Origin of the sequence: Pseudomonas sp. S44 (assembly GCF_016624805.1) — a bacterium.
GTDB lineage: Bacteria > Pseudomonadota > Gammaproteobacteria > Pseudomonadales > Pseudomonadaceae > Aquipseudomonas > Aquipseudomonas machongensis.
Map to the genome: position 1 here is coordinate 64,472 of NZ_JACVTY010000009.1, position 24,878 is coordinate 89,349.

General features: G+C 63.9%; 26 protein-coding genes. 12 read left to right on the plus strand and 14 right to left on the minus strand.

What is annotated here, in order from left to right:
• Position 1: 1 nt before the first annotated feature.
• The 4 genes from livM to IAE40_RS09575 all read left to right on the plus strand — a co-directional run bounded on the left by livM (position 2) and on the right by IAE40_RS09575 (position 4,250).
• Entirely contained in the window at positions 2 to 1,303 is a 1,302-nt protein-coding gene (livM, locus tag IAE40_RS09560; RefSeq protein ID WP_054894548.1) for a high-affinity branched-chain amino acid ABC transporter permease LivM, read from the plus strand.
• Positions 1,300 to 2,175, plus strand: a complete 876-nt coding sequence (locus tag IAE40_RS09565; protein ID WP_197892457.1) for an ABC transporter ATP-binding protein — start codon at positions 1,300 to 1,302, stop codon at positions 2,173 to 2,175. Before livM ends, IAE40_RS09565 begins: the two co-directional genes overlap by 4 nt.
• Entirely contained in the window at positions 2,172 to 2,888 is a 717-nt protein-coding gene (locus IAE40_RS09570; protein WP_054894550.1) for an ABC transporter ATP-binding protein, read from the plus strand. The genes IAE40_RS09565 and IAE40_RS09570 overlap by 4 nt, the downstream gene beginning before the upstream one ends.
• 594 nt (positions 2,889 to 3,482) lie before the next feature.
• Entirely contained in the window at positions 3,483 to 4,250 is a 768-nt protein-coding gene (locus tag IAE40_RS09575) for an SDR family oxidoreductase (protein ID WP_054894551.1), read from the plus strand.
• A 171-nt stretch (positions 4,251 to 4,421) separates the two neighbouring features.
• Here IAE40_RS09575 and IAE40_RS09580 read toward each other — a convergent pair whose 3' ends face one another.
• The 3 genes from IAE40_RS09580 to IAE40_RS09590 form a co-directional block, all read right to left on the minus strand.
• Complete coding sequence (locus IAE40_RS09580; protein ID WP_200603083.1) at positions 4,422 to 5,531, minus strand: AGE family epimerase/isomerase; 1,110 nt, start codon at positions 5,529 to 5,531, stop codon at positions 4,422 to 4,424.
• Between the two features lie 82 nt (positions 5,532 to 5,613).
• Positions 5,614 to 6,246 (minus strand): TetR family transcriptional regulator, encoded by a 633-nt coding sequence (locus IAE40_RS09585; RefSeq protein WP_054894553.1) that lies wholly within the window; start codon positions 6,244 to 6,246, stop codon positions 5,614 to 5,616.
• A 125-nt stretch (positions 6,247 to 6,371) separates the two neighbouring features.
• Positions 6,372 to 6,827: a phage infection protein gene (locus IAE40_RS09590; protein WP_200603084.1), complete on the minus strand. Its 456-nt coding sequence runs from the start codon at positions 6,825 to 6,827 to the stop codon at positions 6,372 to 6,374.
• A 341-nt stretch (positions 6,828 to 7,168) separates the two neighbouring features.
• Here IAE40_RS09590 and IAE40_RS09595 point away from each other — a divergent pair, with 341 nt between their 5' ends.
• Complete coding sequence (locus IAE40_RS09595; RefSeq protein ID WP_197892453.1) at positions 7,169 to 9,232, plus strand: AsmA family protein; 2,064 nt, start codon at positions 7,169 to 7,171, stop codon at positions 9,230 to 9,232.
• 68 nt (positions 9,233 to 9,300) lie between these two features.
• On the opposite strand, the gene IAE40_RS09600 is transcribed toward IAE40_RS09595, so the two are convergent.
• A complete protein-coding gene (locus IAE40_RS09600) occupies positions 9,301 to 9,888 on the minus strand; it encodes a TetR/AcrR family transcriptional regulator (RefSeq protein WP_197892452.1) in 588 nt (195 codons plus the stop codon).
• Between the two features lie 116 nt (positions 9,889 to 10,004).
• Between IAE40_RS09600 and IAE40_RS09605 the strand changes: the two genes are divergently transcribed.
• Complete coding sequence (locus tag IAE40_RS09605) at positions 10,005 to 11,186, plus strand: epoxide hydrolase family protein (RefSeq protein ID WP_153774108.1); 1,182 nt, start codon at positions 10,005 to 10,007, stop codon at positions 11,184 to 11,186.
• A gap of 65 nt (positions 11,187 to 11,251) precedes the next feature.
• Here IAE40_RS09605 and IAE40_RS09610 read toward each other — a convergent pair whose 3' ends face one another.
• Complete coding sequence (locus tag IAE40_RS09610) at positions 11,252 to 11,782, minus strand: ferritin-like domain-containing protein (protein ID WP_065861630.1); 531 nt, start codon at positions 11,780 to 11,782, stop codon at positions 11,252 to 11,254.
• Between the two features lie 42 nt (positions 11,783 to 11,824).
• The gene (gene osmE, locus IAE40_RS09615; protein ID WP_054925771.1) at positions 11,825 to 12,166 is read right to left on the minus strand and encodes an osmotically-inducible lipoprotein OsmE; all 342 of its coding nucleotides are present in this window, start codon (positions 12,164 to 12,166) and stop codon (positions 11,825 to 11,827) included.
• Positions 12,167 to 12,301: 135 nt separating this feature from the next.
• Between osmE and IAE40_RS09620 the strand changes: the two genes are divergently transcribed.
• Positions 12,302 to 13,192 carry an esterase/lipase family protein gene (locus IAE40_RS09620; protein ID WP_200603085.1) on the plus strand — a complete coding sequence of 297 codons (891 nt, stop codon included), beginning with the start codon at positions 12,302 to 12,304 and terminating at the stop codon, positions 13,190 to 13,192.
• Here the strand turns inward: IAE40_RS09620 and IAE40_RS09625 are convergent.
• Positions 13,173 to 14,066, minus strand: a complete 894-nt coding sequence (locus IAE40_RS09625) for a DMT family transporter (RefSeq protein WP_200603086.1) — start codon at positions 14,064 to 14,066, stop codon at positions 13,173 to 13,175. The two genes, IAE40_RS09620 and IAE40_RS09625, sit on opposite strands and share 20 nt — an antisense overlap.
• A gap of 166 nt (positions 14,067 to 14,232) precedes the next feature.
• Between IAE40_RS09625 and IAE40_RS09630 the strand changes: the two genes are divergently transcribed.
• From IAE40_RS09630 to IAE40_RS09640, 3 genes are all read left to right on the plus strand, one after another.
• Positions 14,233 to 15,021, plus strand: coding sequence for an AraC family transcriptional regulator (locus tag IAE40_RS09630; RefSeq protein WP_200603087.1), 789 nt, complete (start codon positions 14,233 to 14,235; stop codon positions 15,019 to 15,021).
• Positions 15,022 to 15,083: 62 nt separating this feature from the next.
• Complete coding sequence (locus IAE40_RS09635; RefSeq protein WP_153774105.1) at positions 15,084 to 15,377, plus strand: PsiF family protein; 294 nt, start codon at positions 15,084 to 15,086, stop codon at positions 15,375 to 15,377.
• Positions 15,378 to 15,447: 70 nt separating this feature from the next.
• Positions 15,448 to 16,455, plus strand: a complete 1,008-nt coding sequence (locus IAE40_RS09640) for an AI-2E family transporter (RefSeq protein ID WP_153774104.1) — start codon at positions 15,448 to 15,450, stop codon at positions 16,453 to 16,455.
• A gap of 267 nt (positions 16,456 to 16,722) precedes the next feature.
• Here IAE40_RS09640 and IAE40_RS09645 read toward each other — a convergent pair whose 3' ends face one another.
• Positions 16,723 to 17,994 (minus strand): Hsp70 family protein, encoded by a 1,272-nt coding sequence (locus IAE40_RS09645; RefSeq protein WP_063546350.1) that lies wholly within the window; start codon positions 17,992 to 17,994, stop codon positions 16,723 to 16,725.
• 163 nt (positions 17,995 to 18,157) lie between these two features.
• Here IAE40_RS09645 and cbpA point away from each other — a divergent pair, with 163 nt between their 5' ends.
• Positions 18,158 to 19,111, plus strand: coding sequence for a curved DNA-binding protein (cbpA, locus tag IAE40_RS09650; protein WP_200603088.1), 954 nt, complete (start codon positions 18,158 to 18,160; stop codon positions 19,109 to 19,111).
• A gap of 2 nt (positions 19,112 to 19,113) precedes the next feature.
• Positions 19,114 to 19,419 (plus strand): chaperone modulator CbpM, encoded by a 306-nt coding sequence (locus IAE40_RS09655; protein ID WP_054894567.1) that lies wholly within the window; start codon positions 19,114 to 19,116, stop codon positions 19,417 to 19,419.
• 13 nt (positions 19,420 to 19,432) lie between these two features.
• On the opposite strand, the gene IAE40_RS09660 is transcribed toward IAE40_RS09655, so the two are convergent.
• From IAE40_RS09660 to urtB, 6 genes are all read right to left on the minus strand, one after another.
• On the minus strand, positions 19,433 to 19,963 hold the full coding sequence (locus IAE40_RS09660; RefSeq protein WP_054894568.1) for a GNAT family N-acetyltransferase: 531 nt from the start codon (positions 19,961 to 19,963) through the stop codon (positions 19,433 to 19,435).
• Between the two features lie 3 nt (positions 19,964 to 19,966).
• On the minus strand, positions 19,967 to 20,491 hold the full coding sequence (locus IAE40_RS09665; RefSeq protein WP_197892444.1) for a GNAT family N-acetyltransferase: 525 nt from the start codon (positions 20,489 to 20,491) through the stop codon (positions 19,967 to 19,969).
• A gap of 31 nt (positions 20,492 to 20,522) precedes the next feature.
• The gene (gene urtE / locus IAE40_RS09670) at positions 20,523 to 21,221 is read right to left on the minus strand and encodes an urea ABC transporter ATP-binding subunit UrtE (RefSeq protein ID WP_054894570.1); all 699 of its coding nucleotides are present in this window, start codon (positions 21,219 to 21,221) and stop codon (positions 20,523 to 20,525) included.
• Between the two features lie 146 nt (positions 21,222 to 21,367).
• Entirely contained in the window at positions 21,368 to 22,225 is an 858-nt protein-coding gene (gene urtD, locus IAE40_RS09675) for an urea ABC transporter ATP-binding protein UrtD (RefSeq protein ID WP_063546347.1), read from the minus strand.
• Positions 22,222 to 23,301: an urea ABC transporter permease subunit UrtC gene (urtC, locus tag IAE40_RS09680; RefSeq protein ID WP_200603089.1), complete on the minus strand. Its 1,080-nt coding sequence runs from the start codon at positions 23,299 to 23,301 to the stop codon at positions 22,222 to 22,224. The genes urtD and urtC overlap by 4 nt, the downstream gene beginning before the upstream one ends.
• Complete coding sequence (urtB, locus tag IAE40_RS09685; RefSeq protein WP_153774100.1) at positions 23,301 to 24,788, minus strand: urea ABC transporter permease subunit UrtB; 1,488 nt, start codon at positions 24,786 to 24,788, stop codon at positions 23,301 to 23,303. Before urtB ends, urtC begins: the two co-directional genes overlap by 1 nt.
• Between the last annotated feature and the right edge of the window lie 90 nt (positions 24,789 to 24,878).

Genomic DNA, 24,878 nt, shown 5'->3' on the forward strand with positions numbered 1-24,878 from the left:
CATGTCCGTTGCCAATACTGCCTCCACTTCCCCAAGCAAGGGTTTCGACATCAAGCGCAGCCTGATCGAGACCCTCGTCGCCGGCCTGCTGGCGCTCATCGTTTTCGGACCTGTCGTCGGCGTGGTGCTCGACGGCTACAGCTTCAATGCAGAACCCCGGCGCGTGGCCTGGCTGGTCGGCGGGGTGATGATCGGTCGCTTCGTGCTCAGCCTGTTCCTGCAGACAACCACCGGCCAACGCCTGCTGCAAGGTTTCGACAGCGGCGGCTCAGGCGTGCACGTGCTGGCACCCGACTACAAGTCGCGCCTGCGCTACATCATCCCGGCGTTGATCGTCATCGCCATCGTCTTCCCGATCTTTGCCAACAAGTACCTGCTGACCGTAGTCATCCTCGGGCTGATCTACGTGCTGCTGGGGTTGGGCCTGAACATCGTGGTCGGCCTGGCCGGGTTGCTCGACCTGGGTTACGTGGCGTTCTACGCCATTGGCGCCTATGGCCTGGCGCTGGGCTACCAGTACCTGGGGCTGGGCTTCTGGAGCGTGCTGCCGCTGGCGGCCATCGCTGCGGCACTGGCCGGATGCATACTGGGCTTCCCGGTGTTGCGCATGCATGGCGACTACCTGGCGATCGTGACCCTGGGCTTCGGTGAGATCATCCGCCTGGTGCTGAACAACTGGCTGTCGTTCACCGGTGGCCCGAACGGCATGCCGGCGCCGTCGCCGACCTTCTTCGGGCTGGAGTTCGGCCGTCGGGCGAAGGATGGCGGGGTGCCGTTCCACGAGTTCTTCGGTATCGAATACAACGCCAACTACAAGTTCCTGTTCATCTACATCGTGCTGTTCCTGGTGGTATTGGCGGTGCTCTACATCAAGCACCGGCTCACGCGCATGCCGGTCGGCCGCGCCTGGGAGGCGCTGCGCGAAGACGAGATCGCCTGCCGTTCGATGGGCCTGAACCACGTGCTGGTCAAGCTTTCGGCCTTCACCCTTGGCGCGTCTACTGCCGGTCTTGCCGGGGTGTTCTTCGCCACTTACCAAGGCTTCGTCAACCCGTCCTCGTTCACCTTCTTCGAATCGGCGTTGATCCTGGCCATCGTCGTGCTGGGCGGGATGGGCTCGACCGTGGGCGTGGTGATCGCCGCCTTCGTGCTGACCGTGGCGCCGGAGCTGCTGCGCAGCTTCTCCGAGTACCGCGTGCTGCTGTTCGGTGTGCTGATGGTGCTGATGATGATCTGGCGACCGCGAGGGCTGATTCGCATCAGCCGCACTGGCGTGGTCCCACGTAAAGGAGTGGCGCCATGAGCGACGAAATCATTCTCTCGGTCGACAACCTGATGATGCAGTTCGGCGGCATCAAGGCGCTCAGCGACGTCAGCCTGAAGGTCAAGCGCAACCAGATCTTCGCCCTGATCGGCCCCAACGGCGCCGGCAAGACCACGGTGTTCAACTGCCTGACCGGCTTCTACAAGGCCAGCGGTGGGCGTATCGAGCTGAACGTGCGTGGCAGCCACACCAACGTCATCCAACTGCTGGGCGAACGCTTCGAGGCGACGGATTTCGTTTCGCCGACACGCTTCGCCAATCGTCTGTACTACAAGATGTTCGGTGGTACCCATCTGGTGAACCGCGCGGGCCTTGCGCGCACCTTCCAGAACATTCGCCTGTTCAAGGAAATGTCGGTGGTGGAAAACCTGCTGGTGGCCCAGCACATGTGGGTCAACCGCAGCCTGCTGGCCGGGGTGCTCAACACCAAGGGGTATCGCCAGGCCGAAAGCGACGCGCTGGACCACGCGTTCTACTGGTTGGAGGTGGTCGATCTGGTCGATTGCGCCAACCGCCTGGCTGGCGAGTTGTCGTACGGTCAGCAGCGTCGGCTGGAGATCGCCCGGGCGATGTGCACGCGGCCGAAGATCATCTGCCTGGACGAGCCGGCCGCCGGTCTCAACCCGCAGGAGACCGAGGCCCTGAGCCGCATGATCCGTGTGCTGCGCGACGAACACGACATCACCGTGGTGCTGATCGAGCACGACATGGGCATGGTCATGAGCATTTCCGATCACATCGTCGTGCTCGACCACGGCAATGTGATCGCCGAAGGCGCCCCGCAGGACATCCGCAACAACCCGACGGTGATCGCCGCCTACCTGGGTGCCGACGAAGAGGAACTGATATGAGTGCACCCATTCTCGAGCTCAAGGACCTGGATGTGTTCTACGGGCCGATCCAGGCGCTGAAGAAGGTCTCGATGCACATCGAGGAGGGCGAGACGGTCAGCCTGATCGGTGCCAACGGCGCGGGCAAGTCCACGCTGCTGATGTCGATCTTCGGCCAGCCGCGGGCAGCTTCCGGGCAGATCCTCTACCGTGGCACTGACATTACCCGCAAGTCGTCGCACTACATCGCCTCCAACGGCATCGCCCAGTCACCGGAAGGGCGGCGGGTGTTCCCCGACATGACCGTCGAGGAGAACCTGATGATGGGCACCATCCCCATCGGCGACAAGCATGCCGACGAAGACATGCAGCGCATGTACGAGCTGTTCCCGCGACTCAAGGAGCGACGCAACCAGCGGGCCATGACCATGTCCGGCGGCGAGCAGCAGATGCTGGCCATCGCCCGCGCCTTGATGAGCCGGCCCAAGCTGCTGTTGCTGGACGAGCCGTCGCTGGGGTTGGCGCCGATCGTGGTCAAGCAGATCTTCTCGACCCTGCGCGAGCTGGCCAAGACCGGCATGACCATTTTCCTGGTCGAGCAGAACGCCAACCATGCGCTGAAACTGTCGGACCGGGCCTATGTGATGGTCAACGGGCAGATCCGCATGACCGGGACCGGGCAGGAGTTGCTGGTCAACGAAGAGGTGCGTAGCGCCTATCTGGGCGGGCATTGAGGTGTGGCAGGGGCTGCTTTGCGGCCCCGGTCGCCAATGTGGACAACTTGTCGCACATCCCGCCTGAACCACCGTAGATTCCCTGCATAACCCCTTGTTTCCACAGGCACGATGTTTTCCACGATTAATGTGGAACCGCCTGTGGAAAACATGGTGGCATGTCGCTGGACCCCACGTATCCAAAGGCCTGCATGGCGTTGGTCAATATTTGATCAGTCAAGCGTTGTGCACAGTTACGTCGCGCTTTTGCCCGTGAATCGCAGCTCGAAATCGCTGTTGCCTTTCTGTGGATAAGTCTGTGCGCAACCCTTGGACAGACTGCTGGACACGGCATGGTTGAAAGCGTTGCGCCATCACCTGAGCGTTCTGAAAGAGTTTATCCAGGTCAAAGGGTTCCCTTTGCCCGACGAGTTGCCCCCAATCCATGGGGAAAGCCTTGTGGATAAGATGCGTATAGCCTGCACCAGCCCTTGTGCTGCAAGGCTTTCGAGGCGTTGCCTGTTTTTTGACCAGTACCGAAAACGGCTTGCTGCCAGCGTGCGCCGCGGGCATGCTGCAAGGCCTGCCACGAGCCCTACAGCGAAGGAGAACAGCATGACGTCCACCGTATTCATCACAGGTGCCACTTCCGGTTTCGGTGAAGCCACTGCCCGTCGTTTCGCCGACGCTGGCTGGAAGCTGGTGCTTACCGGTCGCCGCAAGGAGCGCCTGGATGCCCTGTGCGCCGAGCTGTCGGCCAAGACCGAGGTGCTCGGCCTGGTGGTCGATGTGCGCGACCGCAAGGCGATGGAGGCGGCCATTGCCAGCCTGCCGCCGGCCTTCGACAAGCTGCAGGGCCTGGTCAACAACGCAGGGCTGGCCCTGGGCGCCGACCCTGCACCGCAGTGCGACCTGGACGACTGGGAAACCATGGTCGATACCAACATCAAGGGCCTGATGTACACCACCCGCCTGCTGTTGCCGCGCCTGATCGCCCATGGCCGTGGCGCAAGCATCCTCAATGTGGGTTCGGTGGCGGGCAACTATCCCTATCCGGGCAGCCATGTGTATGGCGGCACCAAAGCCTTTGTCGGGCAGTTCTCCCTGAGCCTGCGCTGCGACCTGCGCGGCACCGGCGTACGGGTGACCAACATCGAGCCGGGCCTGTGCGAAAGCGAGTTCTCGCTGGTGCGCTTCGGTGGCGACCAGTCGCGCTACGACGCTACCTACGCGGGCGCCGAGCCGATCCAGCCGCAGGACATCGCCGATACCATCTTCTGGGTACTCAACCAGCCGGCGCACATCAACATCAACAACCTTGAGCTGATGCCGGTAAGTCAGGACTGGGCTGGGTTCTCGATCGACCGTTCGGCCAAGGGCTGAAAACGGTTCCACGCCAGCCCTTGTAGGAGCGGCGGTTCGGCGCCCCGACTTGCCCGCGAAAAAGACACCGCGCTGCCTGGCACGGGCTATGCCCGTGTTCGCGGGACAAGCCCGCACACAGGGATTGGGCTGGCCTTTAGATTTTGAGCAGGACAGTTGCTCCTGCATCAATCAGAGCAGGCGTTGCAGGCCTTCGAGGCAGGTGGCCAGGTGGTAGGGCGTGGTGGATGGCATGTCGTGTCGGCTGACCGCGCCCTGGCCGTCGCGGCATTCGTGCCAGCCGCCGGCATGCAGGAAGTTGTCTTCGAGGGCTTTGAGCTGGGTCATCAGCTTCGCCTCGTTGCCTGGCTTCAATGCCAGCGCCCGCAGATATTCAGCCTGGGCCCAGATCCGCTGGGTCGCATCGATCACCTTGCCGTCCACATCCAGCGAAGCGAGCACCGCCGCGTCCTTCACGCCGCAGCGCTCGGCGTACTCGAATGCCCGACTGATCGATGCATGCAAGGGTGTACCGCGCAGCAGTGGCGAGGTGTCGAGCAGGTAGAACCATTCGAACTGATGCCCAGGCTCGAACCAGTTATCCACAGCACCGCGGGGTTTCTCCAGCATCACGCCGTGGGCCGGATCGATGAACTCCGCCTGCAGGGCTGTGCATAACAGCAGCAGAGCCGCTTGCGCGGCATCGTCCTGGCGCACGGCCAGGGTCTGCAGGAAGGCTTCGGCCAGGTGCATCTGCGGGTTCTGCAGCGGGCCGCTGCCAAGGTCGGACCAGTCTTCGCCCAGCACGGCTTCGTACAGGCCATCATCCCGGGCGAACTGCTCCTCGATGATTTCCAGGGCCGCGTTCAGCGCCGACTCGACCAGTCCTTCGCGGACCTTGCCCCAGTAGTGGGCGCAGGCGAAGACGATGAAGGCGTGGGTGTAGAGGTCCTTGCGTCGGTCCAGTGGCTTGCCGTCGGCATCGATGCTGTAGAACCAGCCGCCGTGCTCGGCGTCGTGAAAATGCCGCTGCAGTGAGCGGAACAGCGCTGCAGCACGCTCGGCGGCACCGGGTTGCTCGATGCGGTTGCTGAACAGGTACAACTGGCGTGCGCAGGCCATGGCGCGGTAGCGCTGCACCGGCAGCGGCTGGTGTTTGGCGTCGAGGGCTTCGAAGGGCAGGGCCATGTCGGCGTTCCAACCGGGACCTTGCCACAAGGGCACGATGCGCTCGGCGAAATGTTCGCGCACAGAAGCCAGGCAGGTACTCAGCTCGGACGGGGTAGGGCGGGGGTTGGACATGAAGGCGCTCGTCGCAATCGGGCAGGGCGCCATGGTAGCAGAACTGGTGAAGGGGTTGATTGTGCCGGCCGCTTCGCGGGCTTCAGCCCGGATTCCCCAACCCCTGCCAATGCCGCGCCCCGACGAAGATGAAGCGCAGTTGCTGGGTGATCTTGTCCTGCGCGGTCAGCGCCTGTGGGCAAGCCGGATCAGGGCTGTCGATCAGCTCTGGCAGGGTGGCGAACACGGTCTTGACCACCAGGTCGGCCATCACCCCGAGGGCGGCGCTGTCCAGATGCTGCCAGCGGGTCATGCGTGCAAGGTCGGTGGCCAGGTCAGAGCTGATATCCCGGCGCAGTCGGGCGATGGCCTGGCGCACGGGCTGCGAGCCGCCGTACTGTTCACGGGCGAGGAACAGGAACTGGGCGCGGTGAGCCGCTACCACATCGAGGAAGATACGTACCGAGGCGTCGGTGATGCCACCGAGTTCGAATTCGTTGTGGCGCACCAGGCGAATGGTCTGGCGGAAGGTGGCATCGACCTCGGCGACCAGCGCCAGGCCCAAGGCATCCATATCGGGGAAATGCCGGTAGAAACCGGTGGGGACGATACCGGCCGCCTTGGCCACTTCGCGCAGACTGATGCTGCCGAAGCCCCGGCCACTCTCCATGAGCTGGCAGGCGGCGTCGAGCAAGGCCTGGCGGGTCTGTTGCTTCTGTTCGGCACGCGGCAGCATGGGGCTCTGGATTCTGTGACTGTACGGCTTGGCACTCTAGATAAAAAAACGAAGCCCGGTCAATGGACCGGGCTTTGGAGGGGAGCAAGCGCTGTATGTCGAGTTGTCTTTATCAGCCATGGGCATCAGCTCACGCGGCGGATTTCGACCAGACGATCCGAGCCGCCTTCGGCTACGCGGTTGTTGCGTTCGATCAGGCGGTCCGAGCCACCTTCGGCAACGCGGTTGTTGCGTTCGATCAGGCGATCCGAGCCACCTTCGGCAACGCGGTTGTTGCGTTCGATCAAACGGTCCGAGCCACCTTCGGCAACGCGGTTATTACGTTCGATCAAGCGATCCGAGCCACCTTCGGCTACGCGGTTGTTGCGTTCGATCAGACGATCCGAGCCACCTTCGGCAACGCGGTTGTTGCGTTCGATCAGACGATCAGAACCACCTTCGGCAACCGTCTTCAGGGGCTGGGAAATCACTGCCGAGCTGGAACGGGCTTCGGCACTCAGGTGTTGGTCGGCAGCCGGCAAGGCGAAGGCGTTGGCGGCGAGGATGGAAAGACTCAGGCTCAGCAGCAGTTGGCGTTTCATGATTCGGTGCTCCTCGTGGGACGCTGGAAAGTGGGTACGAGGGCAATGCTACGCTTGGTAACTCAAGAAAAAAGTTCATATGGCTAATGGTAACAATCGACGTAAATGATGGTTGACCGCGAAGGCTCTGGATCAATGATTTCGGGGTGGTTGGTGGCTACGTGCTACCGCGTTTCACCGGTAACATCCAGGTCGATTTCACCCGCAAAGCTGAGGAATGGGTCAGAAAAAACTTCGCTATCATTGCCGTCGTCGATAAAACCCCTCGGGCTTTCATCAGTCCGAAGTAATGAATGCCTTTGCCGCACCGCTTCAAGTCTTGCAGTCAGGAGAGCCCCGCAATGACGCGCCCCGCCAGAATCTTCACCTGGATCCTCGCCAGCCTCGCGGCCTTGCTGGCGATACTGGTGGTGGTGATTGCCACCTTCGACTGGAACCGTATCAAGCCGCTGCTCAACGAGAAGGTCTCCGAAGCGCTGCACCGCCCGTTCGCCATCAAGGGCAACCTCGCCGTGCACTGGCAGCGCGAGCCCGATGAGGGCGGCTGGCGCGCCTGGGTGCCTTGGCCGCGCTTCGTGGCCGAAGACCTGACCCTGGGCAACCCCGACTGGCTCAAGGAGCCGCAGATGGTCGGCCTGGAACGTGTCGAGTTTCGCCTGTCGCCGCTGCCGCTGTTGTTCCAGCAGATCTCGATCCCCCGAATCGACCTCACTCATCCCACCGCCAGTCTCACGCGCCTGGCTGACGGCCGCGCCAACTGGACTTTCGATTTCGGGCCCAAGGACGAGAACGCCGAACCTTCCAGGTGGGTGCTCGATATCGGGGCGATCGGATTCGACCAGGGTAATGTGCGCTTCGACGACCAGACCCTGAAGACCGACATGAAGGTGCAGATCGACCCGCTGGGCAAGCCGATCCCGTTCAGCGAGATCGTCGGCAAGGCCAGCGCGGAAAAAGCCGGTGGCGCGCAGGATTACGCGTTCGGGCTCAAGGCCGAAGGCCGCTACAAGGGCCAGCCAGTGTCCGCGACCGGCAAGATCGGTGGCCTGCTGGCGCTGCAGGACGCCAGGCAGCCATTCCCGCTGCAGGTCGATGCACGCGTGGGTGACACCCGCGCAGCCGTCGCCGGCACCCTGACCGACCCACGCAATCTCGGCGCTCTGGACCTGCGCCTGAAGCTTTCCGGCAGCAGCCTGGGCAACCTCTACCCGCTGACCGGTGTGACCCTGCCCGATACGCCGGCGTATTCCACCGACGGCCACCTCAGCGCCAACCTGCATGATCCGCAGGGCGCGCGTTTCCGCTACGAAGGCTTCAACGGCAAGATCGGTGACAGCGACATCCATGGCGACCTGGCCTTCGTCGCCAGCCAGCCACGGCCCAAGCTCTCCGGCAACCTGGTCTCCAACCAGTTGCTGTTCAAGGACCTGGCGCCACTGATCGGCGCTGATTCCAATGCCGAGCAGAAAGCCCGTGGTGGCGCCAGCAAGCAGCCGACCGGCAAGGTGCTGCCGGTAGAGGAGTTCCGCACCGACCGCTGGCGGGCGATGGATGCCGACGTGACGTTCGCTGGCAAGCGCATCGTGCATAGCGAGCAGTTGCCGTTCAAGGATCTGTCTGCCCATGTGGTGCTCGAGGACGGTCTGCTGCGTATGGTCCCGCTGCGCTTTGGCGTGGCCGGCGGCAACCTCGATGCCAATATTCGCCTCGATGGCCGCTCGGTGCCGATGCAGGGCCGGGCACGCCTGACTGCCCGCGGCTTCAAGCTCAAGGAACTGTTCCCCACCTTCGCGCCGATGCAGACCAGCTTCGGCGAGCTGAACGGCGACGCCGACCTGAGCGGTCGCGGCAATTCGGTGGCGGCGTTGCTGGGCACTTCCAACGGCGACCTGCGCCTGCTGATCAATGATGGCGCGATCAGCCGCAGCCTGATGGAGATCGCCGGGCTCAACGTCGGCAACTACGTGGTCGACAAGCTGTTCGGCGACGAGGATGTGAAGATCAACTGCGCGGCGGCCGACGTGGGTATCAAGGATGGCCTGGCGACCACGCGGCTGTTCGTGTTCGACACCGAGAACGCGATCATCTACATCAATGGCACGGCGAATTTCGCCAGCGAGCAACTGGACCTGAAGGTCACTCCGGAATCCAAGGGGCTGCGCCTGTTCTCGCTGCGCTCACCGCTGTATGTGCGTGGGCCGTTCGCCAAGCCCAGTGCTGGTGTGCAGGCGGTGCCGCTGGCCTTGCGTGGCGCAGGGATGGTGGCGCTGGGTGTGGCCATCGGGCCGGCTGCCGGGTTGCTGGCGCTCATCGCTCCGAGTGGTGATGTGCCCAACCAGTGCACGCCGCTGCTGGAGCGGATGAAGGCCGGCAAGGCGCCTGCGGCGGTGAAGCCGAAGAAGTAGAGGGAACGGCACGGCGGTTCGGCGCCCCGACTGGCCCCGCGATAGGGCCGGCCCAGCCAAATAATCGGCTACAGCCCGAGCGCCGTCAGGAAGGCATCGATCTGCCGCTCGAACGCCGGCCGCTCATACTCCACCAACGCCATGCGCCACAGCCCCTTGAGATAGGTGGCGATGATCGCTGCATTCAATTGCGGGTCCATGCTCGACGGCAACTCCCCACGCTCGCGGTCCTCGGCCAGGCGCCCGGCGAACATCGCCTTCAAGTCCGCCAGCGCCTGCTCGGCGCGTAGCCTCAGCTCGTCGTCGACCAGCACTTCCTCGGTCTCCATCGCCGCCAGCAGGCACAGGCGCGAGGGCGTTTGTGGGTTGTCGAGGCTGTCGAGCACATCGGCGAAGAACGCACGGATGCCCAGGGCCGCAGTCGGTGCGGCCAACAGAGCCTGTTCGCGCTTGCCGACCACCTCTTCGTTGTAGCGCTCGACGCAGGCCAGGTAGAGCTGCTTCTTGCTCTTGAGGGTGTTGTAGAACGAGCCCTCGCCGATGCCCATGACCTTGAGTAGGTCGCGCAGGCCGGTGGCGGCGTAGCCGTTTTTCCAGAACAAGTCCGTGGCGCTGGCCAGGGCTTGCTGATAGTCGAATGAGATTTTTCGTGTCATGGGCCGCACTCTATCGCATTTGTAGCAGTCGTTAAAGTTTTTCGTTGACAGTGTTCCGAGGCGCGGCTTAGTGTTTGTAGTGACCGCTACAGGTTCGTTTTCATCCGGAGTTGAACATGTCCACGCTTTCCACCCTCGAGCCATTCAAGGTCGATGTCCCGCAGGCTGCAATCGACGACCTGCACCAGCGCCTGCGCGCCATCCGCTGGCCCGACCCGGAACTGGTCGCCGACTGGTCCCAGGGCGTGCCCCTGGAGGCTGCCAAGGGCTTGATCGACCATTGGCTCAACCACTACGACTGGCGCCAGTTCGAGGCTCGCATCAACCGCTTCGAGCAGTTCCACACACAGATAGACGGCGTCGCTGTTCACTTCATCCATGCGCGCTCGCCGCATCCCCAGGCGATGCCGATCCTGCTCACCCATGGCTGGCCGGGTTCGGTGGTGGAGTTTCTCGACGTCATCGAGCGCCTTACCGACCCGACCCGCTTCGGCGGCCGTGCCGAAGACGCCTTCCACGTCGTGGTGCCGTCGATTCCCGGCTATGGCTTCTCGGAAAAGCCCACCGAGCAGGGCTGGAATCCACAGCGGATTGCCCGTGCCTGGGCCGTGCTGATGACCGAGAGGCTCGGGTACCCGCGCTGGGTCGCCCAAGGCGGTGATTGGGGGTCGGCAATCACCCACGCACTGGCCAGTCAGCAGCCGGCGGGCTTGCTCGCCGCCCATGTGAACCTGTTGCTGGTGGTGCCCGAGCACGCCCCAGAGCATCCCACCGAGGCCGAGCTGCGGGCGCTGAGTGACGTGGATCATTACCTGGACCAGATGTCCGGCTATGCCGACCAGATGAACACCCGGCCGCAGACCATCGGCTATGCACTGAACGACTCGCCGCTGGCGCTGGCCATGTGGATGTACGAGAAATTCTGGGAGTGGACCGATAACAAGGGGCGCCCGGAAGATGCCCTGAGCCGCGACCAGATGCTCGACGACATCTCGCTGTACTGGTTCACCGGCACCGGTACGTCCAGCGCCCGCTTGTACTGGGAGGGTGTGGGCAGCACCATTCGCGACCGCAGTTTCTTCTCGGCGGTGCGTGCGTCTTCAGAGCGCATCCAGTTGCCGATGGGGGCCACGGTGTTTCCCGCCGAGACCTTCCAGCCGCCGCGCAAGTGGGCCGAGCAAGCCTACGCTGAACTGTTCTACTGGAATGAAGCCGAGCACGGCGGGCACTTCGCGGCGTTCGAGCAGCCGCAGATCTTTGCCCGGGAGATGTGGCGGGCCTTTGCGCGGTTCCGCTGAGAGGGGTGAGCGGGCTTGTCGCGGTGCCGGGCACCGCGACGGCCTCTTCGCGGGCAAGCCCGCTCCTACAGCCCTTGCAGCAGGTCGGACATATCGTCTGCGTGCTCTTCTTCCTGGGCCAGGATGTCTTCGAAGATGCGACGGGTGGTCGGGTCCTTGTCACCGATGTACTGGATGATCTCGCGGTAGCTGTCGATGGCGATACGCTCGGCAACCAGGTCTTCGAGCACCATCTCCTTGAGATTGCTGCCGGCCACGTACTGCGCGTGGGAGTTCTTGCTCAGGTTGTCCGGGTTGAAGTCCGGCTCGCCGCCTAGCTGGACGATACGCTCGGCCAGCTTGTCGGCGTGTTCGGACTCCTGGTTCGCGTGCTCGAGGAACTCCTCGGCAGCGACGCTGGCCTTGATACCGCTGGCCATGAAGTAGTGGCGCTTGTAGCGCAGGGTGCAGACCAGCTCGGTGGCCAGCGACTCGTTGAGCAGGCGGATGATTGTCTCGCGGTCGGCGTTGTAGCCTTCGGTGACGGCGCCTTGCTCTACATGCTGGCGTGCGCGCTGGCGCAAAGTGTTGATATCGGTCAGTTCAACGTTGCTCATGATTCTCTCCATACAGATCAGGGGGTAAGTGGGCGGGAGGGCTTACTGGCCGGGTAAGGCCTTGCGGTCCTCTTCTCGCTGTTTGCAGGTCTTGAATCCCTTGGCGTCGACATGTCCGCTGGCGTCGAAGCGCACGTAGTAGGGCTGCTGCTTGCCATCCTTGTAGAGGATGTAGTCGTTGCAGATCCCGCCGTTGGGCAGGTCGCTCATGTTCGATGGGCTGCCGCCGATGGCGATGACCTTTTGCGTGGTCATGCCGTGCTCGACCTGCTTGACCAGCGGCTCGTCGCGATAGGTGACGTAGTCCGCCGGGTTTTCCGGACGGCTGCCGCAGGCGGCGAGGGTCGTGCTTGCGACAAGAATGGCCAGGATCGCTTTGTTCATGGTTCCGCTCCTTGCAGAAAGGTCCGTTGCGGGTGGCTGTCAAGGTTGGAACCGCACGGCGCGTCAAGAGTTCGATTCATCAGGCGAAGCGGCGACTACCCTGAGAAGGGCAGGGTTCAGGGAGAGGAACGGCAGATGACAAACGAACTGGCCACACGCTACCCACTGGTGCTGGTGCCGGGCATGCTCGGTTTCGTGCGCTTGCTGCTCTACCCCTACTGGTTTGGCATCGTGCCGGCGTTGCGCCGGGGTGGGGCACAGGTGTTCGCGGTGCAGGTCTCGCCGCTGCATTCCAGCGAGGTGCGTGGCGAGCAGTTACTGGTGATCATCGAAGACATCTGCCAGCGCACCGGGGCAGACAAGGTCAACCTCATCGGCCACAGCCAGGGCGCTTTGAGCGCGCGTTATGCCGCAGCGCGCAGGCCTGGGCGAGTGGCGTCGGTCACCTCTGTTGCCGGTCCCAACCACGGCTCGGAACTGGCCGATCATCTTGAACGCAGCGCCCCCGGCGATTCGCCACGGGGGCGCCTGCTCAAGGCTGCACTGCATGGCCTGGCGCTGCTGCTGGTGTGGCTGGAAACCGGCTGGCGCCGTGATCCGTTGCCGATCGATGTGCACGCCTCGCACCAGTCGCTGACCTGTTCGGGCGTGGCGCTGTTCAACCAGGCTTATCCACAGGGCTTGCCGCAGCACTGGGGTGGCGAGGGTGCTGCCGAGGTCAACGGCGTGCGCTACTACTCCTGGTCCGGCATCCTGCAGCCTGGACGCACCGACAAAGGCTGGAATCGCTTCGATGGCAGCAACCGCTTCTGCCGGCTGTTCGCCCGCAGTTTCATTCGGGAAAAAGGCCAATGTGATGGCATGGTCGGGCGTTACAGCTCGCACCTCGGCCAGGTGATCGGCGATGATTACCCGCTCGATCACCTGGACATCGTCAACCAGCAGTTCGGTGCCGTGGGCAAGGGCGCCGACCCGGTGCGCCTGTTCACCGAGCACGCTGCCCGGCTCAAGGCTGCCGGGTTGTAAGCGCGCGGCGCACGGGAGTGGTCCAGCGTTCGGCGAGGATGACCCCGGCCAGTGTCAGCAGGCCGCCATACAAGTGATAGCTGGCCAACTGTTCGTTCAGGACGCCAGCAGCGATCACGGCAGTCACCACCGGCAACAGGTTGAAGAACAGGGTCGTGCGGGTCGGCCCGAGCCTGTGCACGGCCTGCATCCAGAACTGCGGCGCGATCATCGACGCCAGCACACAGGCATACAGCACCAGGCCGATGTTGTTCGCGGTCAGCCCGGTCTTCTCCGACAGCAGGTACATCGGCAGCAGTACCAGGATCGCCATCCAGATCTGCAGATACAGCAGTTGCATCTGTGGCAGGCGCAATTGCCATTTCTTCAACAGCACGCTGTACAGGGCATACGCGAAGGTGGCGACCAGCATCAGCAGGTCACCGCCATTGAGCCCTTGGTGCAGCAGCGCGCCGGGATTGCCGGCGGACACCACCTCCAGCACGCCGAAGAACGATACCAGGGCGCCGAGGGAGGCGCCGTAGGTCAGGCGCTGGCCGAGCCAGGCGATCGACAGGGCCAGCGACATCAGTGGCATCAGCGAAAGGATGATGCCCATGTTGGTGGCGCTGGTGATGCCGGCGGCGAAGTACGCCATGCTCTGGTACATGACCATGCCCAGTACCCCCAGGACGAACAGCTTGCCCAAGAGCGGGCGGATCGCTGTGCGATTGCGCCACACCTGCGGCAGCAGGAAGGGGGTGAACAGCAGGCCTGCGAGCAGCCAGCGGTAGAAGCCGATCTCGGCGGGAAAGATCGCCCCGGCGGACATCTTGGTGACGACGGTGTTGCCGGCCCAGATAAGAATCGCCAGGACGGGGAAGCTGTAGTTCATGAGGCTTTGACTCGTGGGAATTGCTGTTTCGGTGTGATGCTTTTGTGGGGCGGTTCGGCGCTCCGACTTGCCCGCGAAAAGAACACCGCAGATGCCCGCCATTATCCTCTGTCTGTCCACAAGGCTATACTCCCATCCAGACAACTCGCCCCGTGAAGCAGACAGCATGTCCGCCAAATACCTCGACCATCCTCGTTTCCCCGAACTCCCGGCGCCGGTGTACTTTCGCTACGACGAGTTCGGCGCCGACACGGTCAGCGCCCCGCACTTTCATCCGTGGGGCCAGCTCAACTATGCCGCTCACGGCGTCATGCACCTGGATGTCGACGGCCAGCGTTTCATCTCGCCGCCAAACCACGCGGTCTGGGTTCCTCCTGATCATGAGCACGGTTGCTACAACCCGCAGGCCGTCGTCTTCCGCTCGGTCTACCTCGACCGCAGCCTATGCGTCGATCTGCCGGCCCAGCCCTGCAGCCTGGCGATAAGCGACATCCTCAAGGCGATCCTCGGCGACTTTGCCCGTCGCGACCTCAAGATCGCCCAGGACGAACGGGACCAGCGCCTGGTCCAGGTGCTGCTCGACCAACTGCGGCTGGCACCCACGCAAACCTGCTACCTGCCTTTCGCCCGCAGCGACGGCCTGCGTCAGGTGCTCGAGGCCCTGCACGCCGATCCCGGCGATAACCGACCGCTCGGTGACTGGGCCGCGCAGGCGCATGTCAGCGAGCGTACTCTGGCCCGCCAGTTCATCCGCGAGCTGGGCATGAGCTTTGGCGAGTGGCGCTTGCGCCTGCGCTTTCTGCGCGCCATCGAAGCGCTGGAAAGCGGCACGCCGATCCAGAGCATCGCCTTCGACCTGGGCTACAGCAGTGCCTCGGCGTTCATCGCCATGTTCCAGCGCCAGGCTCGGTGCACGCCTGAGCAATACCGGCGCCGCGTGCGATCAGGGATGTAGGAATTGTTGTCTACACTCAGCTCGACGACCGTGCATCCTGCGCGGGACAAGGAGACCACTCCATGAAGATGCTGCATGTGTCATTGCTGGTACTGGGGATGTCGATCGCCGGGCAAGGATTCGCCGCTACGCCGCAACAGGAAAAGATGAAGACCTGTAACGCCGACGCCACCAGTCAGGCCCTCAAGGGCGACGAGCGCAAGGCGTTCATGAGCAACTGCCTGAAAAAAGCCGAGCCTGCCAAGCCGACCACGCCGCAGGAGCGCATGAAGGCCTGTAACGCCGACCCGAAGGCCACGGCGCTCAAGGGCGACGAGCGCAAGGCATTCATGAGCGAATGCCTGAAGAAGAAGTGACCTGCGCCTATGCCTTGCGCCTGAAGGCTGGCAGACTGCGGGTCTTTCCGCTGTCTGCCGCCGAGGCTGTATGACTTTCACTCCCCGCCAGATCACCCTGGCCAGCTGCATCATCGTCGTTGCCGGCCTGCTCCTGGCGTTGCCCCTCAAGCTGCTGCCGAGCCTGCTCGCGGGCCTGCTGGTGTTCGAGCTGGTGAACATGCTCACCCCACGCTTGCAGCCACTGATCGCAGGACAACGGGCGCGCTGGCTGGCGGTGGCGCTGCTCGGCACCCTGGTGGTGAGCACGCTGACGCTGTTGATCGCCGGCGCTTTCAGCTTCCTGCTGCACGAAGCCGAAAACCCCGGCGCTTCGCTGGACAAGTTCATGGGCCTGGTGGAGCGCGCCCGAGGGCAGTTGCCGCCATTCATCGAGGGATACCTGCCGGCCAGCGCGGCAGAGTTCAAAGTGGCCATCGGCGACTGGATCCGCAGCCACCTGAGCGACCTGCAACTGGTTGGCAAGGGCATGGCACATATGTTCGTGACCCTGCTGATCGGCATGATCCTCGGCGCCATCATCGCCTTGCAGCGGCTGCCCGACCTGTCCCGACGCAAGCCTCTGGCCGCCGCGCTGTTCGAGCGCCTGAGCCTGCTGGTGCAGGCGTTTCGCAATATCGTCTTCGCGCAGATCAAGATCTCGCTGCTCAACACCGCGTTCACCGGCATCTTCCTCGCCGTGGTGCTGCCGCTGTTCGACGTGCACCTGCCGCTGACCAAGACCCTGATCGTACTGACCTTCCTGCTCGGGCTGCTGCCAGTGATCGGCAACCTGATGTCCAACACCCTGATCACCATCGTCGGGCTGTCGCTGTCGATCTGGGTTGCGGCGGCGGCGCTGGGCTACCTGATCGTCATCCACAAGGTCGAGTATTTCCTCAACGCGCGGATCGTCGGTGGGCAGATCAGTGCCAAGTCGTGGGAGCTGTTGCTGGCGATGCTGGTGTTCGAAGCGGCGTTCGGCTTGCCGGGGGTGGTGGCGGGGCCGATCTACTATGCCTACCTGAAGAGTGAGCTGAGGCGGATGGAGCTGGTCTGAGGGGGTGCTTGAACGTGTACCGGCCTCTTCGCGGGTAAACCCGCTCCCACAGGTCCACCGCTGCCTTCAAGGCATAGGTAATCCTGTGGGAGGCACAGGTCCACCGCTGCCTTCAACGCATAGGTAATCCTGTGGGGGCCACAGGTTCACTGCTGCCTTCAAGGCATAGGTAATCCTGTGGGATTCACAGGTTCACCGCTGCCTTCAAGGCATAGATAATCCTGTGGGAGCGGGTTTACCCGCGAAGAGGCCAGTACAGGCAAAGGATCAGATTGTCCCGTACCGCTTGCGCGCCTCAATGGCCAGACCGCTGCCAATGCTGCCAAAGATATTGCCTTCCACATGCCGCGCATTGGGCAGCATCGCCGCAACGCTGTTGCGCAGCGCCGGAATGCCGCTCGAGCCCCCGGTGAAGAAGACCGTATCTACCTGCGCTTCACTGACCCCGGCCTTGGCCAGCAGCTCGCTGACACTGCCACGGACCCGCTGCAACAGGCCGTCGATGGCGTCCTCGAACAGGCCGCGGGTCAGGTCCGCCGCCAGGCCCGGCTCGACCCGGCCCAGGTCGATGCGCCGGCTGACCTGGTCGGTCAGCTCGATCTTGCTGGCCTCCACTTCCATCGCCAGCCAGTGTCCGGCGCGCTGTTCGATCAGGTTGAACAGGCGGTCGATGCCCAGCGCATCCTCGATGTCGTAGCGCATGCTGCCCAGCGCCAGTTGCGACTTCTGCGAGTACAGGGCGTTGATGGTGTGCCAGGTCGCCAGGTTCAGGTGGTAGCTGGTCGGCATCAGCGCGCCGCTCTTCATGCGGCTGCCATAGCCGAACAGCGGCATCACGCCTTGCAGGCTCAGTTGCTTGTCGAAGTCGGTACCGCCGATGTGCACGCCGCCGGTGGCGAGGATGTCATCCTGGCGCTCATCGACCAGGTGCCGTTCGGGCGACAGGCGGATCAGGGTAAAGTCCGAAGTACCACCGCCGATATCGACGATGAGCACCAGCTCTTCGCGGCTGATGCCCGACTCGTAGTCGAAGGCTGCGGCGATCGGTTCGTACTGGAACGACACGTCCTTGAAGCCGATCTTGCGTGCGACTTCGGCGAGGGTATCCTCGGCCTCCTGGTCGGCCGCCGGGTCCTCGTCAACGAAGAACACCGGACGGCCCAGCACCACCTGATCGAAGCTGCGCCCGGCGTTGGCCTCGGCGCGCTTCTTCAACTCGCCGATGAACATGCCCAGCAGGTCCTTGAATGGCAGGGCGCTGCCGAGCACGCTGGTGTCATGCTTGATCAGCTTGGAGCCCAGCAGGCTCTTGAGCGAGCGCATCAGGCGGCCTTCGTAGCCTTCCAGATACTCGTGCAGGGCCAGGCGGCCATACACCGGGCGCCGCTCCTCGATGTTGAAGAACACCACCGACGGCAGGGTGATCTTGCCCTCTTCCAGGGCGATCAGCGATTCGACGCCAGGACGGTGCCAGCCAACTGTCGAGTTGGAGGTGCCAAAGTCGATGCCAAGGGCGCGAGCCGGGGATAGGTCAGACATGGGGAGGGGCTTCCGGAGGCCAAACGGCCGCGCAGTTTATGCCAGTGGCCGACAGAATCAAGACCGATCGTCTGCCATATGACAAACCCAAGCGAACCTTGAAAGGCTATGCTTGACCCCAATCTTCAGATGCAACACGAAAATTCCTACTGGTGATCCTTAGATGGACTTCAAAGACTATTACAAGATACTCGGCGTCGAGCCCAGCGCGGACGAGAAGGCGATCAAGGCCGCGTACCGCAAGCTGGCGCGCAAGTATCACCCCGACGTCAGCAAGGAGCGTGACGCCGAGGAGAAATTCAAAGAGGCCAACGAGGCCTACGAAGTGCTGGGCGATGCGCAGAAACGCGCTGAATTCGACGAGATCCGCAAGTACGGCGGCCAGCATGGTCGGCCGTTCCAGGCGCCGCCAGGCTGGGAAAGTCGCGGCGGTGGCGGCGGCTTCGAGAGCGGTGACTTCTCCGACTTCTTCAGCTCGATCTTCGGTGCCCGTGGCGGCAATCCCTTTGGCGGCGCACGCGGCCAGCAGCGCAGTGCCAGCAGGCGAGGGCAGGACGTGGAACTGGAACTGGCGGTGTTTCTCGAAGAGACCCTGAGCAAGGACTCCAAGCAGATCAGCTTCCAGGTGCCGCAGACCAACGCTGCCGGGCAGCGCACCGGTTTCACCACCAAGACGCTGAACGTGAAGATCCCGGCCGGAGTGACCGACGGCGAGCGCATTCGCCTCAAGGGCCAGGGCGCTCCGGGTGTCGGCGGTGGTGCCAACGGCGACCTGTTCCTGACCATCCGCATGGCGCCGCACCCGCTGTTCGATGTCGAAGGCCACGACCTGATCATCACCGTGCCGCTGGCTCCCTGGGAGGCAGCGCTGGGCACCAAGGTGGCGGTACCGACCCTGACCGGCAAGATCAACCTGACCATCCGCCCCGACAGCCAGAGCGGCCAGCGCCTGCGGGTCAAGGGCATGGGCCTTGCGAACAAGCAGGGCGAGCGTGGCGATCTCTACGCCCAGCTCAAGGTGGTCATGCCGAGCACCTCCGATGCGACCACTCGCGAACTCTGGACCAAACTCTCCGAGAAGGCCGCGTTCAACCCGAGGACACAATGGAGTAAGTGACCATGAGCAGCACCCTGATCGTTCAACTGGACATGCGAACCTTGTGTCAGGAGGCCGATGTCACGGCCGACTGCGTGATCGAAATCGTCGAGCACGGCATTGTCGAACCCACCGGGCGCACCCCGGAGGACTGGTTATTCGACGATCAGGCGCCGCTGCTGGCCAAGCGTGCGGCAAAGCTGCACCAGGAGTTGGAACTGGAGTGGGAAGGGGTGGCGCTGGCGCTGGAGTTGCTGCAGGAAGTGCAGCAGTTGCGCAGTGAGAACAGCATGTTGAGGCAGCGTTTGGGGCGATTCACCCAGATGTAGAACTGCGGTGTTCTCAAGCGCCAGCCAGCACCTTGTAGTACAGCGCCGTCGCCCGATACACACCGTCCGGGCCGCAGGCATAGTCCGGGATCTCCCCGGCCTTGTCATACCCCAGTGCCTGGTAGAACCCCTCGGCACCCGACCCTGCCTCGGTGTCCAGGTACAGCATCCCGCGTTTCAGACGTCGGGCATCGGCCTCCAGCGCCGCTATCAACTGTTGCCCCAGCCCACGCCGTCGGGCACGGCTGTGCACCAGCAGCTTCTGCACCTCGGCGCGGTTCAGGCCGTTGGGTTTCAGGCACAGCCCCAACTGCACGCTGGCCAGCACCTCCTGCCCCTGGGCGATCACCCAGAGCAACTGCTCACCGCTGACAAGCCGGCTGCGAACTTCAGCGAAATACGCAAGCGCCTGGGCCTCGTCGATGTCCGCCAGAAACCCCACCGAAGCCCCATTGCGTACCGCATCGAGCAACAGCGCCACGAGGCTGTCGCGGTAGTAGGTCAGGCTCTCGTGGGTGACGCGCTGTAGCTGTGCGGCGTTCATGAATCAGTCCTTTCGAGGTGGTTCGCGATTGTCGTCCAACGCCAGTTGCATGAACGTCAGGTCGAGCCAGCGACCGAACTTCACCCCGACCTGGGCCATTTGCCCGGTCGTAATGAAACCCAGTCGCTCGTGCAGACGGATCGAGGCCGCGTTGCCGCTCTCGATGGCCGCGACCATCATGTGCTTGCCGCACTGCCGGGCGCGCTCGACCAGCGCCTGCATCAGCAGCGGACCCAGGCCCTTGCCGCGCTGGTCGCCGCGTATGTACACCGAGTGTTCGACCGTGAGGCGAAAACCTTCGAACGGCCGCCAGTCGCCGAACGAGGCGTAGCCCAGTACGCCGGTTGCGTCGGCCGCGACCAGGATCGGGTAACCCTGCTCGGCGCGGGCGGCGAACCAGGCCTGGCGGTTGGCCAGGTCGACCGGGGTTTCGTTCCAGATCGCCGTGGTGTTGCGCACGGCGTCGTTGTAGATGTCGAGGATGCCCGCCACGTCGTCGGGTAGGGCATCACGGATCAGGTAGCTCATGGCAGTGTCTTCGCGAAGTCGATGTTGCAGATTAAATGGTTACCAGCCCGCGTACACCTTCGGCCTGCATGTTTTCGCCGCGGCCGCGCTGGACGATTTCACCGCGGGCCATGACCAGGTACTGGTCGGCCAGCTCTTCGGCAAAATCGTAGAACTGCTCGACCAGCAGGATGGCCATGTCGCCGCGCTGGGCCAGGCTGCGTATGACCGCGCCGATTTCCTTGATCACCGACGGCTGGATGCCTTCGGTGGGTTCGTCGAGGATCAGCAGGCGCGGGCGGCTGGCCAGGGCGCGACCGATCGCCAGCTGTTGCTGCTGGCCGCCGGAGAGGTCGCCGCCACGGCGTTGCTTCATCTGTTCGAGCACCGGGAACAACTCGTAGATGAATGCCGGCACCTCCCGCGCCTCGCGGGCGCTGAAGCGCGACAGGCCCATCAGCAGGTTTTCCTCCACGGTCAGGCGCGGGAATATCTCGCGGCCCTGGGGCACGTAGGCGATACCGGCATGCACCCGTTGCTGGGGCTTGAGCGCAGTGATCGGCTTGCCCTCCCACTCGATGCTGCCTTCGCGGGCTGGCACCAGGCCCATCAGGCAGCGCAGCAGGGTGGTCTTGCCCACGCCGTTGCGGCCCAGCAGGCAGGTGACTTCGCCGATCCTGGCTTCGAACGACAGGCCTCGGAGGATGTGGCTGCCGCCGTAGTACTGGTGCAGGGTGTCGATCTTGAGCATGTTGGGTTCCTGACAATTCTGCTTTGCCTGTACCGGCCCTTTCGCGGGTAAACCCGCTCCCACAGGGGCGGCGCAGTTTCCGAGACCTTGCACCGTACCTGTGGGAGCGGGTTTCCCCGCGAAGAGGTCAGTGCAGGTTTCCTGATCTAGCGGCCCAGATAAACCTCGACCACCCGCTCGTCCGCCTGCACCTGTGCCAGCGACCCCTCGGCCAGCACCGAGCCCTGGTGCAGCACCGTCACATGGTCGGCAATGCTGCCCACGAAGCCCATGTCGTGCTCCACCACCATCAGCGAATGCGTGCCCGCCAGGCCCTTGAACAGCTCGGCGGTGAACTCGGTCTCGGCGTCGGTCATGCCCGCCACCGGCTCGTCGAGCAGCAGCAACTGCGGCTCCTGCACCAGCAGCATGGCGATCTCCAGGAACTGCTTCTGGCCGTGTGACAACAGCCCGGCCTGGCGCGAGGCCAGGCTGTTCAGGCGCACGGTCGTCAGTACGTGCTCTATTCGTTCACGCTGCTCGCCGCTCAAGCGCGCCGCCAGGCTGGCCCAGACCGACTTGTCGGTCTTGAGCGCCAACTCGAGGTTTTCATGCACGCTCAGCGCCTCGAACACCGTGGGCTTCTGGAATTTGCGGCCAATGCCCGCCTGGGCGATCTGGTACTCGCTCATGCGGGTCAGATCCAGGGTATCGCCAAAGAACGCACTGCCGGTGTCGGGGCGGGTCTTGCCGGTGATCACGTCCATCATCGTGGTCTTGCCGGCGCCGTTGGGGCCGATGATGCAACGCAGTTCGCCAACGCCGATGTACAGGTTGAGCGCGTTGAGCGCCTTGAATCCGTCGAAGCTGACGCTGATGTCTTCAAGGCTCAGTACCGTGCCATGGCGGGTGTCGAGCCCGGCCTTGCGCGGCTGGCCCAGGCCGATGGCGTCGCGGCCGGTGCCCACCTGATCGAAGACCGGCTCCAGCATGAATTCCGGATGAACCGCAGGGATGCCTCTCATGGCTGGCTCCTTTTCTTCAGCAGCCCGACCACGCCCTTGGGCAGGTACAGGGTGACCAGGATGAACAGTGCGCCGAGGAAGAACAGCCAGAACTCCGGGAAGGCCACGGTGAACCAGCTCTTCATGCCATTGACCAGGCCTGCGCCAAGCAGCGGGCCTATCAGCGTGCCGCGACCGCCCAGGGCAACCCAGACAGCGGCTTCGATGGAATTGGTCGGCGACATTTCGCTGGGGTTGATGATGCCCACCTGCGGCACGTACAGCGCCCCGGCCAGGCCGCACAGCACGGCGCTGAGCACCCATACCAGCAGCTTGAAGCCGCGCGGATCGTAACCGCAGAACATCAGGCGGTTCTCGGCATCGCGCAGCGCGGTGAGCAGGCGCCCGAACTTGCTGCGCGTCAGCCACCAGCACAGGTACAGGCTGCCCAGCAGCAGGATGACCGTGAGCAGGAACAGCACCGCGCGGGTGCCCGGTGCGGTGATCTCGAAGCCCAGGATGGTGCGGAAGCTGGTGAAGCCGTTGTTGCCGCCGAACCCGGTTTCGTTGCGAAAGAACAGCAGCATCCCGGCAAACGTCAGGGCCTGGGTCATGATCGAGAAGTACACCCCCTTGATCCGCGAACGGAAGGCGAACCAGCCGAACACCAGTGCCAGCATCCCCGGCGCCAGTACCGCCAGGCACAGCGCCCAGGCGAAGTGCTGGGTGCCGGCCCAGTACCAGGGCAGCTCGCTCCACGACAGGAAGGTCATGAAGCCCGGCAGGCCGTCGCCGGCCGCCTGGCGCATCAGGTACATGCCCATGGCATAGCCGCCGAGGGCGAAGAACAGGCCGTGGCCCAGCGACAGCAGCCCGGCATAGCCCCAGACCAGGTCCAGGGCCAGGGCGACGATGGCGTAGCAAAGGATCTTGCCGACCAAGGTCAGGGTGTAGGCCGAGACCTGCAGCGCATGGCCGTCAGGTAGCAGCGACAGCAGCGGCAGGGCCAGCAGCACCAGGATGACGATGGCGCCGATGGCCAGTGACAGGCGTGGCCCGACCTTTTGCGTGGCAGTGACAAGCAGTGGCTGGTTCATCAGTCGATTACCCGTCCCTTGAGGGCGAACAGGCCTTGCGGGCGTTTCTGGATGAACAGAATGATCAGCGCAAGGATGAGGATCTTGCCGAGTACCGCACCGATCTGCGGTTCCAGCAGCTTGTTGGCGATGCCCAGCCCGAAGGCCGCCCAGAGGCTGCCGGCCAGTTGCCCGACGCCGCCGAGCACCACCACCAGGAAGGAGTCGATGATGTAGCTCTGGCCCAGGTCAGGGCCGACGTTGCCGACCTGGCTCAGGGCGACCCCACCCAGCCCGGCGATGCCCGAGCCCAGGCCGAAGGCGAGCATGTCGACGCGCCCGGTGGACACACCGCAGCAGGCCGCCATGTTGCGGTTCTGCGTGACCGCGCGCACGTTCAGCCCCAACCGTGTGCGGTTGAGCAGCAGCCAGGTGAGCAGAACCACCGCCAGGGCGAAGCCGATGATCACCAGGCGGTTGTAAGGCAGCACCAGGTTGGGCAGCACCTGGATGCCGCCAGACAACCACGCCGGGTTGCTCACCTCGACGTTTTGCGCGCCGAACAGCAGGCGCACCGCCTGGATCAGGATCAGGCTGATGCCCCAGGTCGCCAGCAGGGTTTCCAGGGGGCGGCCGTAGAGATGGCGGATGACGGTGCGTTCCAGCGCCATGCCGACCCCAGCACTGACGGCGAAGGCCACCGGCAGGGCGATCAGCGGGTAGAACTCGATTGCGCCGGGGGCGTAGCGCTGCAGCAGCACCTGCACCAGGTAGGTGCTGTAGGCGCCGAGCATCAGCATTTCGCCGTGGGCCATGTTGATCACCCCGAGCAGGCCGAAGGTGATCGCCAGGCCCAAGGCCGCCAGCAGCAGGATCGAACCCAGCGACAGGCCGCTGAACGCCTGGCCGAGGATCTCACCGAACAGCAGCTTGCGTTGGACCTGGGCCAGGCTGGTCTCGGCGGCGGTGCGCACCCCGGCGTCGGGTTCAGCGCCAGGCTGCAACAGAACTTCCAGACGGGTACGTGCCAGCGGGTCGCCGGTTTCCCCGAGCAGGCGCACTGCGGCCAGGCGTACCCGAGGTTCGCTGGCGCCCAGCTGCAGGTTGGCCAAGGCGAGGCCCAGGGCGGCGTGCACGGCGGCGTCCGGCTCACTGGCGAAGGCGCGATCGAGCAGCGCCATCTGCGCCGGTTGCGCGCTCTTTTGTAGTTGCCGTGCTGCGGCCAGACGCAGGTTGCTGTCGGCGCTGAGCAGCTGATGGCTGGCCAGGGCGTTGTCGATCAGGCCGCGCAGACGATTGTTCAGGCGCACCTTGCGCGTGTCGTCTTCGGCAATACGCCCTTCGCGCAGGTTTTCCAGCAGCGCCAGGCGCGCCGGTTCGGGTTGTGCGGCCCAGCCTTCGAGCAGGCTGGCCTGTTCGGCGGGCTTGGCGCCGAGGAAGAATTCGCCCTCGCTGGCGTGGGTGGCCAGAGGCAGGAGCAGCAGGAGGGAGAGCAGGAGTCTGAGCATGCGGGTAATCCTGGAAATCGGCGGTGGATTCTTCGCGGGTGAACCCGCTCCCACAGGGACCGCGCGGGTTCCAGACCTTGCACCGTACCT